Source organism: Nocardia sp. (genome assembly GCF_025465275.1).
GTDB lineage: Bacteria > Actinomycetota > Actinomycetes > Mycobacteriales > Mycobacteriaceae > Nocardia.
In genome coordinates, this window is sequence record NZ_JAODNK010000035.1 from 17,830 (window position 1) to 36,141 (window position 18,312).

The 18,312-nt window shown below is 67.5% G+C and carries 1 protein-coding gene (only partly in view); it reads left to right on the plus strand.

Translation table 11 applies throughout. The features are described 5' to 3' along the window. Positions 1 to 18,312, plus strand: part of the annotated coding region (locus JWN03_RS09035) for a non-ribosomal peptide synthase/polyketide synthase (RefSeq protein WP_297612519.1) (this coding region is incomplete at its 3' end). Its footprint extends 12,084 nt past the window's final position; 18,312 of its 30,396 annotated nt are in view.

An 18,312-nucleotide genomic window follows, 5' to 3' on the forward strand; every position in this document is an offset into this window, starting at 1 on the left:
TTGGACCGGCTAGATTTCGGCGGCAACGGCGAAGCTGGCAGCGAAATCGCGCCGGGATCGGGCGAGGCGTTTCCGCTGTCGCCCGCTCAGCTGGGCATTTGGTACGCCCAGCACCTGGACCCGCAAGTGCCGATCAATATCGCGCAGTACGTCGAGCTGCGCGGTGAGATCGACGTGCCGCTGCTAGAACAGGCCATGGTCGACGGTTCCCTCGAGGTGGGTTCCGGCTTCCTGCGCATTATCGAGCGCAATGGCGAACCGCTGCAGATCGTCGATCCGAATCTGGATCGCACCATCTACCAGGTCGATCTGCGCACTGCCGAGGATCCGCACACCGCCGCGCTGCAGTGGATGCGCGATGACTACAGCCGCCCGCTGGACATCCTCGCCGACCGCCTGATTCGTTCCGCCATGCTGCGGGTGGGCGAGGACCACTACTACTGGTACGCCCGCGTCCACCACATCGTGCTCGACGGCCTCGGCGCCATGACCTACATGACTCGCGTCGCGGAGATCTACACCGCGCGGTTCCGTGGCGAAGAGCCCGCCGCGTCGAAGGTGACCGATCTGCGCACGCTGGTGGAGCAGGAGTTCGCCTACCGCGACAGCACCCGCTTCCAGTCCGATAAGGAGTACTGGACCGAGCGAGTCGCGGGCCTGGAAGAGGGGACAAGTCTGTCCGGCCGCAGCGCCCCGCCGGCCGCGATCAACGGTATTGCCAGCGCGTCACTCACCAGCGATCAGAACTCGCTGCTGGAGACCGCGGTAGCGGTGCACGAATCGTCGCCTGCCGCTTTGCTGATCGCCGGTTTCGCCGGTTATCTGGCGCAGTGGACCGGTAGCGAGGACGTCATCCTCTCGCTGCCGGTGACCGCGCGCACCACCGCCGTCATGCGCCGTTCCGGTGGCGCGGTATCGAATATCGTTCCGTTGCGGCTGCGCGTGGGCCACGACACCAGCATCGACGCACTGCTCAAGCAGGTGACCGTCGCGGTGTCCGGTGCCCTGCGGCATCAGCGCTACCGGCACGAGGACATTCGCCGCGACAGCGCGGGTGACGGTGTGGTGACCCGGGAGTTCTTCGGGCCCTGGGTCAATATCATGCTGTTCCACAATGAGGTCACCCTCGGCCCGGTGACGGGTGAGTTCAGTGTGCTGTCCACCGGTTCCATCGAGGACCTGGGCATCAACTTCTATCAGTCGGTGGCCGGCACCCGGAACCACATCGACTTCGAGACCAACCCCAACCTGTACTCCGAAAATGAGACGCAGCGCCATCATTCGCGTTTCCTGGAGTTCTTCGACCGCTTCCTGTCGGCCTCGGCCGAGCAGCCGGTGTGGGGTCTGCCCGTCATCACCGCGGCAGAGCGCACCCGCACGCTGGTCGAGTGGAATTCGGCGGATCACGAGGTCCCCGAGACCACGCTGCCTGCACTGCTGGATGCCCAGATCCCGCTGACGCCGGACAATATCGCCCTCGAATTCGAGGGTGCGACCCTCACCTACGCCGAATTCGGCGCCCGGGTGAACCGCCTCGCACGCTTCCTTATCGCTGATGGTGTCGGCCCGGAATCGCTTGTCGCTCTGGGTATGCGGCGTTCGCTGGACCTGGTTGTCGGTATGCATGCGGTGCTGCGCGCCGGTGGCGCGTACGTGCCGATCGACCCGGATCACCCGGCCGATCGCACCGCCTACATCCTCGAGTCAGCGGCACCGGTCTGTGTTCTGACGACCGAACGCGACGGGCTCGAGCTGCCGCAGTCGGTGCGGCGCTTGCAGATCGACACCTTGGATGTGTCGGGTTACTCCGATCTTCCGGTGACGGATGCGGATCGGATCGCGCCGCTGCGGCCGTTCAATACCGCCTACGTCATCTACACCTCGGGCTCGACCGGCCGCCCCAAGGGCGTCGCGGTCACCCATCACGCCATTGTCAACCAAGAACTCTGGATGCTCGACGAGTACCAGCTCACGGCTGACGATGTCTACCTGCAGAAGACCGCGACCACCTTCGACGTCTCGCTGTGGGGTTACTTCCTGCCGCTGATGGTGGGCGCGAAGATGATCATCGCGACCCCGGACGGGCACCGCGACCCGGTGTACGTCGCGGAAACCATCCAGCGTCACGGCGTCACGGTCACCGACTTCGTGCCGTCCATGCTGACGGTTTTTGTCGCGCATGCCAGTGCCGCTCAGTGTGTTTCGCTCAAGAGCGTGTTCGTCATCGGTGAGGCGCTGCCGCCGGAGACCGGTGCGAGCTTCCGGGCGCTGAGTTCGGCGGGCCTGCACAACCTGTACGGTCCCACCGAAGCCGCGGTCTCGGTGACCTACTGGGAGAACACCGATGCCGACACCATCACGGTGCCGATCGGTGTGCCCGAGTGGAATGTCGATGTCTACGTGCTGGATTCGCGGTTGCGACCGGCCGCCATCGGTGCCGCGGGTGAGCTCTACCTCGGCGGGCGTCAGCTCGCCCGCGGGTACAAGGGCCGCCCGGATCTGACCTCGGATCGCTTTGTCGCGAACCCGCTGTCGGCCGATGGCGAACGCATGTACCGCACCGGTGACCTGGTGCGCTGGAACACGGTATCCGATTCGCCGCACGCGGCGGCCGGCGCCATCGAGTACATCGGCCGCACCGACTTCCAGGTGAAGTTCCGTGGTCAGCGCATCGAGCTCGGCGAGATCGAGACCGACCTGCTCGCGCACCCGGCCGTCAGTCAGGCTGCCGTGCTGGTCATGGACACCGCCACCGGCCAGCAGTTGGTCGCCTACGTGGTGCCCATGCCCGGCCAGAGCATCGACCCGCCCGAGCTCACCCGCTTCGCCGCCGAGAAGCTGCCGACCTACATGGTCCCGGCTTCGATCATGGTGCTGGATGCGTTCCCGCTCAATACTTCCGGCAAGCTGGACCGCAAGGCCCTGCCCGATCCGGTGTTCAGTGTGGACGCCGCCGGCTACCGGGCCCCACGCACCGCCGCCGAGGAAATCGTGGCGGGCATCTTCGCCGATGTACTCGGCCACGAGCGCGTCGGCATCGACGACAACTTCTTCGATCTGGGCGGTAACTCGTTGGTCGCCACCCAGGTGGTGGCCCGCATCTCGGCCGCGTTCAGCACCCGCCTGGGTGTGCGCGCACTGTTCGAGACGCCCACCGTCGCGGGCATTGCCGCCCGCATGGAAACCATTGCGCCGTCGGATATTTCGCGTCCGCCGCTGGTCGCTCAGCAGCGCCCCGAGCGGGTGCCGCTGTCGCTGGCACAGCAGCGCATGTGGTTCCTCAATCAGTTCGATCCCGATGTGCCGACCTACAACCTGCCGTTCGTAGTGCGGTTGCGCGGCCGGGTCGATATCGAGGCGCTGCAGCTGGCGCTGACCGATGTGGTGGCGCGCCAGGAATCGCTGCGCACCATCTTCCCCGAATCCGGGGACGGTGGCCTGCAGCAGGTACTGCCCATCGATCAGGTCGATCTCGGCATCGAGGTCGTCTCCATCGATGAGGCCGAATTGTTCCCGGCCCTGGCCGAATTCGCCTCGCGTGGTTTCGACGTCTCGCGTGAGCTGCCCATTCGGGTGCGGGTGTTCCAGGTCGGCGAGACGATCGAGGACGAGGCCGACGGCGTCGCGCTCAACGATTACGCCGTGGCTTTTGTGGTGCATCACATTGCGGCGGACGGTTTCTCGTTCGGCCCGCTCTCGCGCGATATGACCGCCGCCTATCTGGCGCGGGTATCCGGTCAGGAGCCCGCATGGGCTCCGCTGCCGGTGCAGTACCAGGACTTCAGCATCTGGCAGCGGGAGGTGCTGGGTTCGGAAGCCGATCCCGATTCCATGGCCGCGCGCCAGATCGCTTACTGGCGTGGGGCTCTGGCCGGGCTGCCCGATCAGCTCGACCTGCCCGCCGATCGCCCGCGCCCGCCGGTGCAGAGCTTCCGCGGTAACCGCGTCACCTTCGATATTCCGGTGCAGCTGCATACCCGGCTTTCGGGATTGGCTCGCGCGCAGGGTGTTTCGCTGTTCATGGTGATGCATTCGGCGCTGGCGGTGTTGCTGGCGCGTCTGTCGGGGACCAGCGATATCTCCATCGGCACCCCGGTCGCCGGTCGTGGCGAACAGGCTCTCGATGATCTGATCGGCATGTTCGTCAACACCTTGGTGTTGCGCAGCGAGGTCGAGGGTTCCGAGCGTTTCACCGACTTCCTCTCCCGTATCCGGGAAACCGATCTGGCGGCCTTCGCCAGCACCGATGTGCCGTTCGAGCGGCTTGTCGAGGTCATCAACCCGACCCGTTCCCAAGCGCGCCATCCGCTGTTCCAGGTGATGCTCTCGTTCCAGGAGATGTCGCACGGCTCCATGGAGCTGCCGGGTCTGACCGTCTCCGCCGATGAGCTCGAAGTCGACATCGCCAAGTTCGACCTGCAGTGGACGCTGACCGAACAGCGCGGCATGGCCGGTGAGCCGGCCGGGCTCTCGGTGGTGCTGTCCTATGCCACCGATCTGTTCGACGAGCGCACCGTCGCCGAATTCGGTCACCGCTACCTGCGCATCCTGCAAACCGCAGTCGCCGCACCGGAAACCGTGGTGCGCGATATCGACATTCTCAACGAGGACGAACGCGCCCTCGTCCTGGGTGACTGGAGCCGCAACGAGCATTCGCTGTCCTCCGCGCAAACTGTGCTGGACTTGTTCGAGGAGCAGGTCCGCCTGCGTCCGCACGGCACCGCTCTGATCTTCGATCCGGGCGAGCGCAGCAGCGGCATGTTCGGCGCTCCCTCCGACCTCAGCTACGCCGAGTTCTCCAGCCGGGTGAATCGCCTGGCGCGCAAGCTCATAACCGAAGGCGTCGGTCCGGAGACCCTGGTCGCCGTCGGCATTCGCCGCTCGATCGACATGCTGGTCGCCATCTACGCCACCCTCACCGCGGGTGGTGGCTATGTGCCGGTCGATCCCGATCATCCGGCCGAGCGCACCGACTACGTGCTGGCCAGTTCGCAGCCGGTCGTCCTGCTCACCACCACCGATGATGCGGTGGAGAGCGCGGATTGCCTGGTCCTGCACGTGGACTCGCTGGATCTCACCGAATTCGACGATGCCCCGGTCACTTCCGTGGATCGGGTGGCGCCTTTGCGTCCGTCGAACACCGCGTACGTGCTCTACACCTCCGGCTCCACCGGCCGCCCCAAGGGCGTCGCCGTTCCGCACAGCGCGGTCCTGAACCAGATCGCCTGGATCACCAACGAATACGGCATCGACGACACCGATGTGATCCTGCAGAAGACCCCGGTCACCTTCGACGTCTCGGTCTGGGAACTCTTCGGTTCCCTCGCCGTCGGTGCGCAGCAGGTCATCGCCGCGCCCGACGGGCACCGCGACCCCATGTACCTGTCCGAGGTCATCGGCAACCACCGCGTCACCCTGACCTCGTTCGTACCGTCCATGCTCAGCGTGTTCGCCAGCAGCGCCTCCGCCGCCGAATGCCTGTCGCTGCGTGCGGTTCTCGTCGCCGGTGAAGCTCTGCCGCCCGCGACCGTGACCGCGTTCCGGCGTTTCTCGACCGCCGCCGTGCACAACCTGTACGGCCCGACCGAGTTCACCGTCCACGCCACCTACGCGCCGATCGCCACCCCGACACCGGCTGCGGTGCCGATCGGCCGACCGGTGTGGAACGCCCGCACCTACGTCCTGGATGAGGGCCTGCGCCCGGTCCCGGGTGGAGTACCCGGCGAGCTCTACCTCGGTGGCGCACAGGTCGCACGCGGCTACTACGGCCGTCCCGACCTGAGCGCCGAACGGTTTGTCGCCGACCCCTTCGGCGCACCCGGTGACCGCCTCTACCGCACCGGTGACCTGGTGCGCTGGAACGCTGCCGGCGCGCTGGAATACATCGGCCGCACCGACTTCCAGGTGAAGTTCCGTGGTCAGCGCATCGAGCTCGGCGAGATCGAAACCGCGCTGCTCGGGCATCCGTCGGTCAACCAGGCCGTGGTCCTGGTCATCGACACCGTCGCCGGCGATCAACTCGTCGCGTACGTGGTGACTCGCGGCCCGGTCGATCTCGACAGCGTCAAATCGCTGCTGCACCGCACCCTGCCCGCGTACATGGTGCCGGGCGCGTTCGTGGTCCTGGAAGCCTTCCCGCTCAACGCCTCCGGCAAGCTGGACCGCCGCGCCCTGCCCAGCCCGGTGTTCGAGGTCCGCGAATTCCGGGCCCCGACAACACCCATCGAAGAGATCGTCGCCCAGATCTTCGGCGAAGTCCTCGGCATCGCCCGCGTCGGCGTCGACGACGACTTCTTCGAACTCGGCGGCAACTCGCTCATCGCCACCCAGGTGGCAACCCGCCTGGGCACCGCGCTGGATACCCGCGTCCCCGTGCGCATGCTGTTCGAGGCCGCCACGGTGGCGGCGCTGGCAGCCCGCGTGGAATCGCACGCCGGTGACGGTGCGCGCAAGGCGCTGGTGGCTCGGGAGCGCCCGGCGGAGATTCCGCTTTCCCTTGCGCAGCAGCGCATGTGGTTCCTGAATCGCTTCGATACCGCCTCGGCGGTCAATAACATTCCGGTCGCCATCCGGCTGTCCGGCGAACTGGATGTGGCGGCGCTGCAGGTCGCCGTCATCGACGTCATCGACCGGCACGAGTCGCTGCGCACCGTCTTCCCGGAGACCGCGCACGGCCCCATGCAGCTGGTGCTGGACGCCGCGCAGATCGTGCCCGACCTGACCCCGGTGCCGGTCACCCAGGCCAATCTCATCGACCATCTGGTCGAGCTGGCGTCGATGGCCTTCGACGTCACCGACGAGGTGCCGATGCACGCGGCGCTGTTCGAACTCAGCGAGGCCGAGTACGTGCTCGGCATGGTGGTGCACCACATCTCCGCGGACGGCTGGTCCATGGGCCCGCTGGCCCGCGATGTCATGGTCGCGTATGCGGCGCGCACCTCGTGGGAGGCTCCCACCTGGGCCGAACTGCCGGTGCAGTATGCCGATTACGCGCTGTGGCAGCGCGAGGTGCTCGGTGCGGAGGACGATCCGAGCTCGCTCATCTCCAAGCAGATCAGCTACTGGGCCCAGACCCTGGCCGATCTGCCGGACGAGCTGGTGCTGCCCTCGGACCGCCCGCGCCCGCCCGCCGCCTCCTACAAGGGCGGCACCTACCCGTTCGCCATTTCCGCCGAGACGCAGCAGCGCCTGGTGGATCTGGGCCGCCGGCACAATGCGTCGCTGTTCATGGTGCTGCACAGTGCACTCGCGGTGCTGCTGGCGCGGCTCTCGGGCACCAGCGATATCGCCATCGGCACCCCGGTGCACGGTCGTGGCGAGCAGGCGCTCGACGACCTCATCGGCATGTTCGTCAATACGCTGGTGCTGCGCAGCGAGGTGGACAGCGAGAAGACCTTCGCGGACCTGCTGGCGCAGGCCCGGGAAAGCGATCTGCACGCCTTCGCGCACGCCGATGTGCCGTTCGAGCGGCTCGTCGAGGTGCTCAATCCGGCGCGTTCGCAGGCCCGCCACCCGCTGTTCCAGGTCATGCTGACCTTCCAGAACACCCGGCAGGCCAGCCTGGAACTGCCCGGACTCTCGGTCAACGGCATCGATTACGATGCCCAGCTGGCCAAGTTCGATCTGCAGCTGACGCTGCAGGAGGCGCAGGACGCGAACGGTGAGAACGCGGGCATGTCAGCCGAGTTCTCCTATGCGCGTGACCTTTTCGACGAGTCGACCATTGCGGCGTTCGCGCACCGGCTGGATCTGATCCTGGATGCCGTGGTCGCCGATCCGGAACAGCCGCTCGGCGATATCGACCTGCTGGTCGAGGGCGAGCGCGACAAGGTGCTCACCGGCTGGAACAACACCGGGTTCGAGCTCGCCCAGGTGCTGCCCGCACTGCCGGAAGGCGATGCGGCGACACTGGTTTCGCTCTTCGAGGCGCAGGCTCTGGCCAGCCCTGATGCGATTGCCGTTGTGTTCGAGGGGACACCCGAGCGCAGCGAGGCACGGGTGGAGCTGTCCTACGCCGAGCTTTCGGGGCGTGTGCATCGCCTGGCCCGGAAGCTCATGGCGCAGGGTGTCGGCGCGGAATCGCTTGTCGCACTGGCCATCCGCCGGTCCGTCGACCTTGTGGTCGCCATGTACGCGGTGCTGGAGGCCGGTGGTGCGTACGTGCCGCTGGATCCGGATCAGCCGGGTGAGCGCATCGACTACGTGCTCGATATCGCCCGCCCGGTCGCCATTCTGACCACCGGCCGCGACGACTTCGTCATCGGCCGGAATGTTCCGGTGCTCGAGGTCGAGACCCTCAACCTCGAGGCATATTCGGCCGCGCCGATCACCGATGCCGAACGCGGACAGGCCATCCGGCCCGAACACGCGGCCTACGTGATCTTCACGTCCGGTTCGACGGGCCGCCCCAAGGGTGTGGCCGTGGAGCACGCCGCGATCGTGAACCGTCTGCTGTGGATGCAGAGCGAGTACCCGATCGGCGCGGATGATGCTGTGCTGCAGAAGACTCCGGCCACGTTCGACGTGTCCGTGTGGGAGTTCTTCTGGCCCTTGCAGACCGGTGCGCGTCTTGTTGTCGCGAAGCCGGACGGCCACCGCGATCCGGTGTACCTCGCGCAGATTATTGCTGAAGAGGGCATCACCACCGCGCACTTCGTGCCGTCCATGCTCTCGGTCTTTGTTGCCACGCTGGGCAATGAGGGCGCCGACTCCACGGTCGCCGCACCGCGCCTGCGTCAGGTGTTCGCCTCCGGTGAGGCGCTGCCCGCGCCGACCGCACAGAAGCTGCGCGAGCTGACCGGTGCGCGACTGCACAACCTGTACGGCCCCACCGAGGCCGCGGTCGACGTCACCTACCACGAGGTGGTCGACGCCGACACCGCCTTCGTGCCCATCGGCCGTCCGGTATGGAACACCCAGACCTATGTGCTGGATGCCCGGCTGCACCCGGTCGCCCCGGGTGTCGCGGGTGAGCTCTATCTCGCGGGCGATCAGCTGGCTCGCGGTTACCTCAGCCGCCCCGATCTGTCCGCGGATCGCTTCGTAGCCAACCCCTTCGGGGCCACCGGTGCGCGCATGTACCGGACCGGCGACCTGGTGACGTGGACCGGCGCGGGTGAGCTGGAGTACCTGGGCCGCACCGACTTCCAGGTGAAGCTGCGCGGTCTGCGCATCGAGCTCGGCGAGATCGAGGCCGCGCTGCTGGCGCAGCACGGTGTCGCCCAGTCGGTCGTAGTGGTGCGGGCCGATGCCCATGCCGGTGATCAGCTTGTCGGCTATGTGGTCCGTGAACCCGCTGCGGCGGGCCGCGAATCAGATGCTGCCGTTGTCGATATCGACGCGGTCAAGGGTGCGCTGGGTCGCTCGCTGCCGGGCTATATGGTCCCGTCCGCGATCGTGGTGCTGGACGGTTTCCCGGTCAATGCCTCCGGCAAGCTGGACCGCAAGGCCCTGCCCGCACCGGTTTTCGAGGCCAAGCGCTTCCGGGCGCCCTCCACCCCGATCGAAGAGATCATCGCCGCGATCTTCGGCGAACTGCTCGGCGCCGAGCGTGTTGGCGTGGACGACGACTTCTTCGAACTGGGCGGCAACTCGCTCGTCGCCACCCAGGTGGTCGCACGACTGTCCGCCGCGCTGAGCGCCGAGATCGGTGTGCGCGCACTCTTCGAGGCGCCGACCGTGGGCGCGCTGGCCGCGCGCGTCGAATCGCATGCCGGAACCGGTGTGCGCCAGGCGCTTACGGTGCGTACCCGGCCGGAGTACCCGCCGCTGTCGCTCGCGCAGCAGCGCATGTGGTTCCTGAACCGGTTCGACACCGATTCGGCCGCGAACAATATCCCGGCGGCCGTAAGGCTGACCGGCGCACTGGATCTCGCCGCGCTGCGCGGTGCGATCGCCGATGTGATGGCGCGGCACGAATCGCTGCGCACCATCTACCCGTCCTACGAGGGCGTCGCCTACCAGAAGGTACTGCCCACCGCTCGCGCCATTCCGCAGCTCGAGGTGCGGGATGTGGCCGAGGGCGAACTCTTCGCCGCGGTCTACGATTTCGCCGGGCGTGGTTTCGATGTGACCACCGAACCTCCGGTGCGCTTGCGTGCCTTCCGGCTCGCGGACGACGACCACGTGCTGGTGCTGGTGGCGCATCACATTGCCGCCGACGGCTTCTCGATGAACCCGCTTGTCCGCGACCTCATGACCGGGTACGTGGCGCGCAGCAATGGCGAGGCCCCGGGCTGGCCGGAACTGCCGGTGCAGTACGCGGATTACGCGCTGTGGCAGCGGGAAACCCTCGGTTCCGAGGAAGATCCGCGCTCGCTCATCACCGAGCAGTTGGACTACTGGCGCGAGACGCTCGGCGGTTTGCCGGACGAGCTGCGCCTGTCCACCAAGCCGCGTCCCGCCGTCGCCTCCTACGAGGCGGGCACGCACCGCTTCGAGGTATCGGGTGAGCTCATCACCGGGCTGCAGCGGGTGGCGAAGCAGCAGGGCACCACGCTGTTCATGGTCGTGCACAGTGCCTTTGCCGCGCTGCTGGCGCGATTGAGCGGCACCGATGACATTGCCGTCGGTATTCCGGTGGCCGGTCGTGGCGAGCAGGCGCTCGATGATCTGGTCGGCATGTTCGTCAATACCCTGGTGCTGCGTTCGCCGGTGGATACCAGCGCGAGCTTCGCCGACCTGCTGAAGAAGGTGCGCGAGCGCGATCTGCAGGCCTTCGCGCACGCCGATGTGCCGTTCGAGCGTCTTGTCGACGTCCTGAACCCGGCCCGGTCGCAGGCGCGGCATCCGCTGTTCCAGGTCATGCTGTCGTTCCAGAATCTGGGCCGCACCGCGCTGGAGCTGCCGGGTCTGAGCGTTTCCGAGCTGGGCGTCGACCAGCAGTCGGCCAAATTCGATCTGCAGCTGACGCTGAGTGAAGTCACCGATGGTGCGGTGGCAGGCCAAGGCTCCGATGCCGCGGCGATGGCTGCCGAACTCGTCTTCGCCACCGACCTTTTCGACGATCGCTTCGCGGAGGTCTTCGCGCGCCGGTTCGTTCGTATGCTGACCGCGGTGGTCGCCGATCCGTCAGTGCGTGTCGGCGATATGGAGCTGCTCGGCGACAGCGAGCGCTGGCGTGTGCTGACAGGCTGGAACGACACCGCCTTCGAGCTGGACGCGGCGCTGCCGGAGGTCTCGGAAGGCGCTGCGGCAACGCTGGTTTCACTCTTCGATGCCCAGGTCGCACTGACTCCCGACGCGACAGCTGTCACGTTCGAGGGCACCAGCCTCTCCTATTCCGAGTTCGCCGCTCGGGTGCGGCAGCTCGCCCGCTGGCTCATCGCAGAGGGTGTCGGGCCGGAATCCTTTGTGGCGCTGGGTATGCGCCGCTCCATCGATCTGGTCGCGGGCATGTACGCCGTCACCGTCGCCGGTGGCGCGTATGTGCCGCTGGACCCGGATCACCCGGCCGAGCGCACCCGGTACATCCTGGAGACGGCGCAACCGGTCTGCGTGCTGACCTCCGGCGACGACTTGGCAGGCGTCGCAGACCTGGAAGGCATAACGACCCGCCAGGTTCGCATCGACCAGCTGGACCTTTCGGCCTTCGCCGGCACCCCGATCACCGATGCCGACCGCCGCACCCCGCTGCATCCGGCGAACACCGCGTACGTGATCTTCACGTCCGGTTCCACCGGTCGCCCCAAGGGCGTCGCGGTCTCGCACGCCGCCATAGTCAACCGCCTGGTGTGGATGCACGCCCAGTACGGGCTGGCCGCCTACGACGTGGTGCTGCAGAAGACGCCCGCCACCTTCGACGTCTCGGTGTGGGAGTTCTTCTGGCCCTTGCAGGTCGGCGCCCGCCTGGTGATCGCCAAGCCGGACGGCCATCGCGATCCCGCCTACCTGGTGCGGCTCATCACCACCGAGCAGGTCACGACGGTGCACTTCGTGCCGTCCATGCTTGCTGTGTTCGTAGCCGAGGACGGTGTTGCCGACGCAACGAGCCTGCGCAATGTCTTCGCCTCCGGTGAGGGCCTGCCCGGGCCGACGGCGCAGAAGTTGCGCGAGCTGACCGGTGCGCGCCTGCACAACCTGTACGGTCCCACCGAAGCCGCCGTCGATGTCACCTATCACGAGGTCACCGACGCGGACATCACCACGGTGCCGATCGGTGCTCCGGTCTTCAATACCCAGGTGTACGTGCTGGATTCGCGGCTCCGCCCTGTTCCGGTGGGTGTCGCGGGTGAGCTCTATCTCGCGGGCGATCAGCTCGCCACCGCCTATGTGGCGCGCCCCGACCTGACCGCGGATCGCTTCGTGGCCAATCCCTTCGGCTCCGGTGCACGCATGTACCGCACCGGTGACCTCGTGGTCTGGACCGGCGCGGGTGAGCTGGAATACCTGGGCCGCACCGACTTCCAGGTGAAGCTGCGCGGTCTGCGCATCGAGCTCGGCGAGATCGAAGCCGCGCTCACCGCGCTGCCCGACGTCGCGCAGTCCGTTGTTGTCGTCCGCCATGACGAGCGCACCGAAGCGCGGGGAGGCGGAGCGGATCACCTGGTCGCGTATGTTGTTGCCGCAGATGGCCGGATCGACCTGGAGGCTGTGAAGGACACGCTGTCGCAGCAGCTTCCGGCCTATATGGTTCCGGCCGCCTTCGTGGTGCTGGATGCCTTCCCGCTCAATGCCTCCGGCAAGCTGGATCGCCGGGCGCTGCCTTCGCCGTCCTTCGCGGCCAAGGTGTACCGCGCCCCGGTCACCCCGGTGCAGCAGACGGTCGCCGGTGTCTTCGCCGGTGTGCTCGGCGGCGATCAAGCGCCGGGAGGCGGAGCGATCGGTCTGGACGACGATTTCTTCGAGCTCGGTGGCAACTCGCTCATTGCCACCCAGGTGATATCCCGACTGTCCGCCGCGCTCGATGCCGATATCCCGCTGCGCACGATCTTCGAGGCCACCACCGTGGCCGCCCTTGCGGCGCAACTGGAATCGCGTGTCGGCACCGGCAGCCGCGCGCCGCTGGTGGCGCAGGAGCGTCCCGCGCCGGTAACCCTGCCGACCGGTGAGACCGCCCAGCTGGTGCCGCTGTCCCCGGCGCAGCAGCGCATGTGGTTCCTCAACCGCTTCGACAGTCGTACCGCGGTCAACAACATCCCGGTGGCGCTGAAGCTCAGCGGCGTCGTGGATATCGAGGCCTTCACCGCCGCTCTCGGCGATGTGCTGGCGCGGCACGAGGCGCTGCGCACCATCTACCCGGAGATCGCCGGCGACGGCTTCCAGCGGGTGCTGTCGCCCTCGGAGATCGAGTTCGAGGTGCGCGCCGAAACGGTGACCGCTGACGAACTGCCCACGCGCATTACGCAACTCGTGAGCGTGTTTTTCGATGTCACCAGGGAGCTGCCGTTCCGCGCCACGGTGCTGAGCCTGAGCTCCACCGAGCACGTACTGGTGCTGGTGCTGCACCACATCAGCTCGGACGGCTTCTCGCTGCGTCCGCTGCTGCGCGATGTGGTCGGCGCCTACCTGGCCCGCAGTGGCGGCGAAGCGCCCACCTGGACGCCGCTTTCCGTGCAGTACGCCGACTACGCGCTGTGGCAGCGCGAGGTGCTCGGCGACGAGCGCGATCCGGAATCGATTGCGGCGCAGCAGGTGTCCTACTGGACCGAACAGCTGCGCGATCTGCCCGAGCAGATCGAACTGCCCGCCGATCGGCCGCGACCGGAGATCGCCACCAATGCCGGTGGCACCTACGACTTCTCGATCGACGCCGACCTGTACCGGGCGCTCAACGCGCTCGCTCGTGAGCATGATGTCACGCTGTTCATGGTGCTGCACGCCGCGCTGGCCACCTGGTCGGCACGCCTGTCCCGCTCCATCGACATCGCCATCGGCACCCCGATCGCCGGTCGTGGCGATCGCGCCCTCGACGACCTGGTCGGCATGTTCGTCAACACCCTGGTGCTGCGCACCCCGGTCCTGCCGGACGCCGCCTTCCGCGATCTGCTCTCGCAGGTCCGGCGCACCGACCTGGCCGCCTTCGCGCACGCCGAGGTGCCGTTCGAGCGGCTCGTCGACGTGCTCAGCCCGGTCCGCTCGCAGGCGCACCACCCGCTGTTCCAGGTGGCGCTGACCTTCGAGGCCGCCGGCGCCAAGGACGCGGGCGCGGTATCGCTGCCCGGCCTGGAGCTGGAAGCCGCCGAATTCGATGCGGGCACCGCCAAATTCGATGTGCAGCTGACCGTGGGCGAGCGCGCCGACGGTTCGCTGGGCCTGTCCTGGAATTACGCCACCGATCTGTTCGACCCCGAAACCGTGGCCTCCTTCGCCGAGCGCCTGGTTCGCATTCTGCGCACCGTCGCCGACGATCCGGCCGTGCTGCTCGGCGATATCGACCTGCTCGGTGGGGTCGAGCGGCACGAGGTATCCGAGCGCTGGGTTTCCGCGGGCGACGACATCGTCGAGCTCGCGGCGGCGGCACGCACTGCTGCGCAGGCGAACGGCGCCGGGCTCGCGGAGGTGCTGTCCCCGGGTGGTGCGCTCGGCGCCCTCGCCGAGCTGTTCATCGATCCGGTGGCCACGCTGTCGAGTCCGTTCGTGGACGAGCACGCCACCGTGTCCGGTCTGTTCGACCTCGCGGTGGCCGCCGATCCGAATCGGGTCGCGGTCCGCTTCGGCGATGAGGAGCTGACCTACAACGATCTGGATCGGCGCGCGAATGTGGTGGCGCGCCGGTTGATCGAGGACGGCGCCGGTCCGGAGTCGCTCGTGGCCGTGCTGCTGCCGCGTTCGCTGGATCTGGTTGTCGCACTGCTCGCGGTGGTCAAGACCGGTGCGGGCTACGTGCCCGTCGATCCGACCTACCCGGCCGATCGCATTGCCTTCGTGCTGTCGGATGCCCGGCCGACCAGCGTGGTCATCGACTCGACCGTGCAGGTGGAGCTGCCCGCCGGACTGCCGACCGTCCTGCTCGACGGATTCACCGTCGAGGCGGGCGATATCGAGGACGCCGACGATTCCCCGATCACCGATGCCGACCGCACCGCTCCGCTGCACCCCGACCATGTCGCGTACGTCATCTACACCTCCGGCTCCACCGGCCGCCCCAAGGGCGTGGCCGTGGCGCACCGGAATGTGGTGCGGCTCATGGCGAATACCGATCGCGAGTTCGGGTTCACTGCCGACGATGTGTGGACGCTGTTCCACTCCTACGCCTTCGACTTCTCGGTGTGGGAGCTGTGGGGACCGCTGCTCTACGGCGGCACCCTGGTGGTCGTCGACTACTACGTGTCCCGCTCGCCGGAGCAGTTCCTGGAACTGCTGCGCCGCGAACGGGTTACGGTGCTCAACCAGACGCCGTCGGCCTTCTACCAGCTGTCCGAGGCCGAGCGAATTGCCGCCGAAGCGAGTCCCGAATCGGGTGCCGCCGATGACGAGCTGGCACTGCGCTACGTGATCTTCGGCGGTGAGGCGCTCGAGCTGCGCCGCCTGTCGGATTGGGTTGCCCGCCACGGTGATTCCGGGCCGTATCTGGTGAATATGTACGGCATTACCGAGACCACGGTGCACGTCTCGCATCGTGTTCTCGATGCCGGCACCATTGCCGCCGCCACCGGCAGCGTGGTCGGCCGCGCCATCGCGGGCCTGCGCGTGTACGTGCTGGACGAGCGCCTGCACCCGGTGCCGGTCGGTGTCGCGGGTGAAATGTATGTGGCCGGTGCGCAATTGGCGCGTGGCTACCTCGGACGCCCCGACCTCACCGCGGCCCGTTTCGTGGCCAGCCCGTTCGGTGCGGACGGCAGTCGCCTCTACCGCTCCGGTGACGTGGCGCGCTGGAACCGCTTCGGTGAGCTCGAATACCTCGGTCGCGCCGATGATCAGGTGAAGGTGCGCGGTTTCCGCATCGAGCTCGGTGAGATCGAGGCCGCCGTACTGGCGCAACCGGGTGTCGCCCAGGCCGCCGTCATCGTGCGCGAGGACCTGCCGGGCGATCAGCGCATCGTGGCGTACGTGGTGCCGGACAACACCGCTCCCGGTGGGAGCGTGGACACCTCCGGACCGGCGACCGGCTCCGACGCGTGGCTGCTGGAGATCCGTGACGGCGCGGGCGAGCGCCTGCCGTCGTACATGGTGCCCGCCGCCATGGTCGTGCTGGACCGAATCCCCTTGACCGTCAACGGCAAGCTGGATCGCCGGGCGCTGCCCGCGCCTGCGGTGCAGGCGCGGGCCTTCCGCGCGCCGGAGACGCCTACCCAGGAGACTGTTGCCGCTGTCTTGGCGGAGGTCTTGGATCTGCCGCGGGTCGGACTCGACGACGACTTCTTCGATCTGGGCGGTAACTCGCTCATCGCGACCCGGGTGGTATCGCGCATCGGCGCGGCCCTGGACACCACGGTCGCGGTGCGGACGCTGTTCGAGGCCAGCACGGTGGAGGCTCTCGCGGCCCGCATCGAATCGCATGCCGACGGTGCGTCCCGCGCCAAGCTGGTCGCTCGGCCGCGCCCGGTCGGGGAACTGGTGCCGCTGTCCTTCGCACAGCAGCGCATGTGGTTCCTCAACCAGTACGACACCTCGTCCGCGGCCTACAACCTGCCGCTGGCCATTCGCCTCACCGGCGAACTCGACACTGCAGCACTGGAACTCGCTGTCGCCGATGTCGTGCGACGGCACGAGTCCCTGCGCACCCGCTACCCCGAGCACGGTGGCACGCCGATGCAGGTGGTGGTCCCGGCCGAGGCGATCGCTCTCGACCTGCGGCCGGTCACGGTCGCACCTGCCGATCTCACCAGCACTGTTGCGGCGTTTGCCACGCTGGGATTCAATGTGGCGGACCAGGTTCCGCTGCGCGCCCGGCTGTTCCGGGTCGGTGGCGACGAGGCTGTGGATCCCGGCCAAAAGCATGCCGGGATGGCGAGTGGTACTGCTGCCGAGGTGGCGAGTGGTACTGCTGCCGAGGTAATGAGTGGTGCTCATGTTGAGATGGTGAGCGGTACTTCCGCTGCGGTGCACAGTGAGCATGTGCTTGTTGTCGTGGTGCATCACATTGCGGGCGACGGCTTCTCGATGGCGCCGCTGACTCGGGATGTGATGGTCGCCTATTCGGCGCGCACCCAGGGTGCGGTGCCGGGCTGGGCTCCGATGGCTGTGCAGTACGCCGACTTCGCCATCTGGCAGCGGGAAGTGCTCGGGTCCGAGGAGGATTCGGGCTCGCTCATGGCCCGCCAGGTCGGGTACTGGCAGCGCGCACTCGACGGCGTGTCGGATGAATTGGCGCTGCCTACCGATCGCGCGCGTCCGGCCGTGGCCTCGCATCGCGGCGCGACCCTGCAGCGCACGCTGCGGCCCGAGCTCATCGGTGCGCTGGAAGATGTTGCGCGGCAGCGCGGCTCATCGCTGTTCATGGTTATGCACAGCGCGCTCGCGGTGCTGCTGGCCCGTCTGTCCGGCAGCGATGACATTGCCGTCGGCACACCGGTCGCCGGTCGTGGCGAAGCGGCGCTCGACGATCTCGTCGGCATGTTCGTCAACACCCTGGTGCTCCGCACCGGCATCGACCCGGCGGAGTCCTTCTCGGACCTGCTGGATCGCGCCCGGCACACCGATCTCGACGCCTTCGGCAATGCCGATGTGCCGTTCGAGCGCCTGGTGGAGCTGCTCGCACCGGAGCGTTCGCAGGCCCGCAATCCGCTGTTCCAGGTCATGCTGGCCTTCCAGAACCTGGATCGCACCACGCTCGAACTGCCGGGCCTGACGGTCGCGGCGCTGGACCTCGACGAGAACATCTCCCGCTTCGACCTGCAGTTCACACTGTCGGAGCAGGCCGGAACGGACGCCGGCGAGACCCGGCCGGGATCCGATACCGGTATGGCGCTTGCGCTGACCTACGCCGTGGATCTCTTCGACGAGGCCACCGCGGAGGGATTCGCGGAGCGCTGGATGCGGGTCCTGGAGGCCATTGCCGCCGACCCGGAGATTCGCGTCGGTGCCATCGATATCCTCGATCAGTCCGAAAGGGCCGATCTGGTCGCCCGTTTCGGCGCCCCGGTCATTCCGGGCCGCACGCTGCCGGAGCTGCTGGCCGAGGCGGTGGCCCGCGATCCGCAGGCCACTGCGGTTCGCTTCCAGGGCACCGGTCTGTCCTACGCCGATCTCGACGAGCGCTCGAACCGCTTGGCGCGCTTGCTCATCGAGCGCGGTATCGGCACCGAGAACCTGGTCGCCATCGCCGTCCCGCGTTCGGCGGATTCCTACTTCGCCGAATGGGCCGTCTCCAAGACCGGTGCGGCGTTCGTTCCGGTCGACCCGAACTACCCGGCCGACCGTATTGCCCAT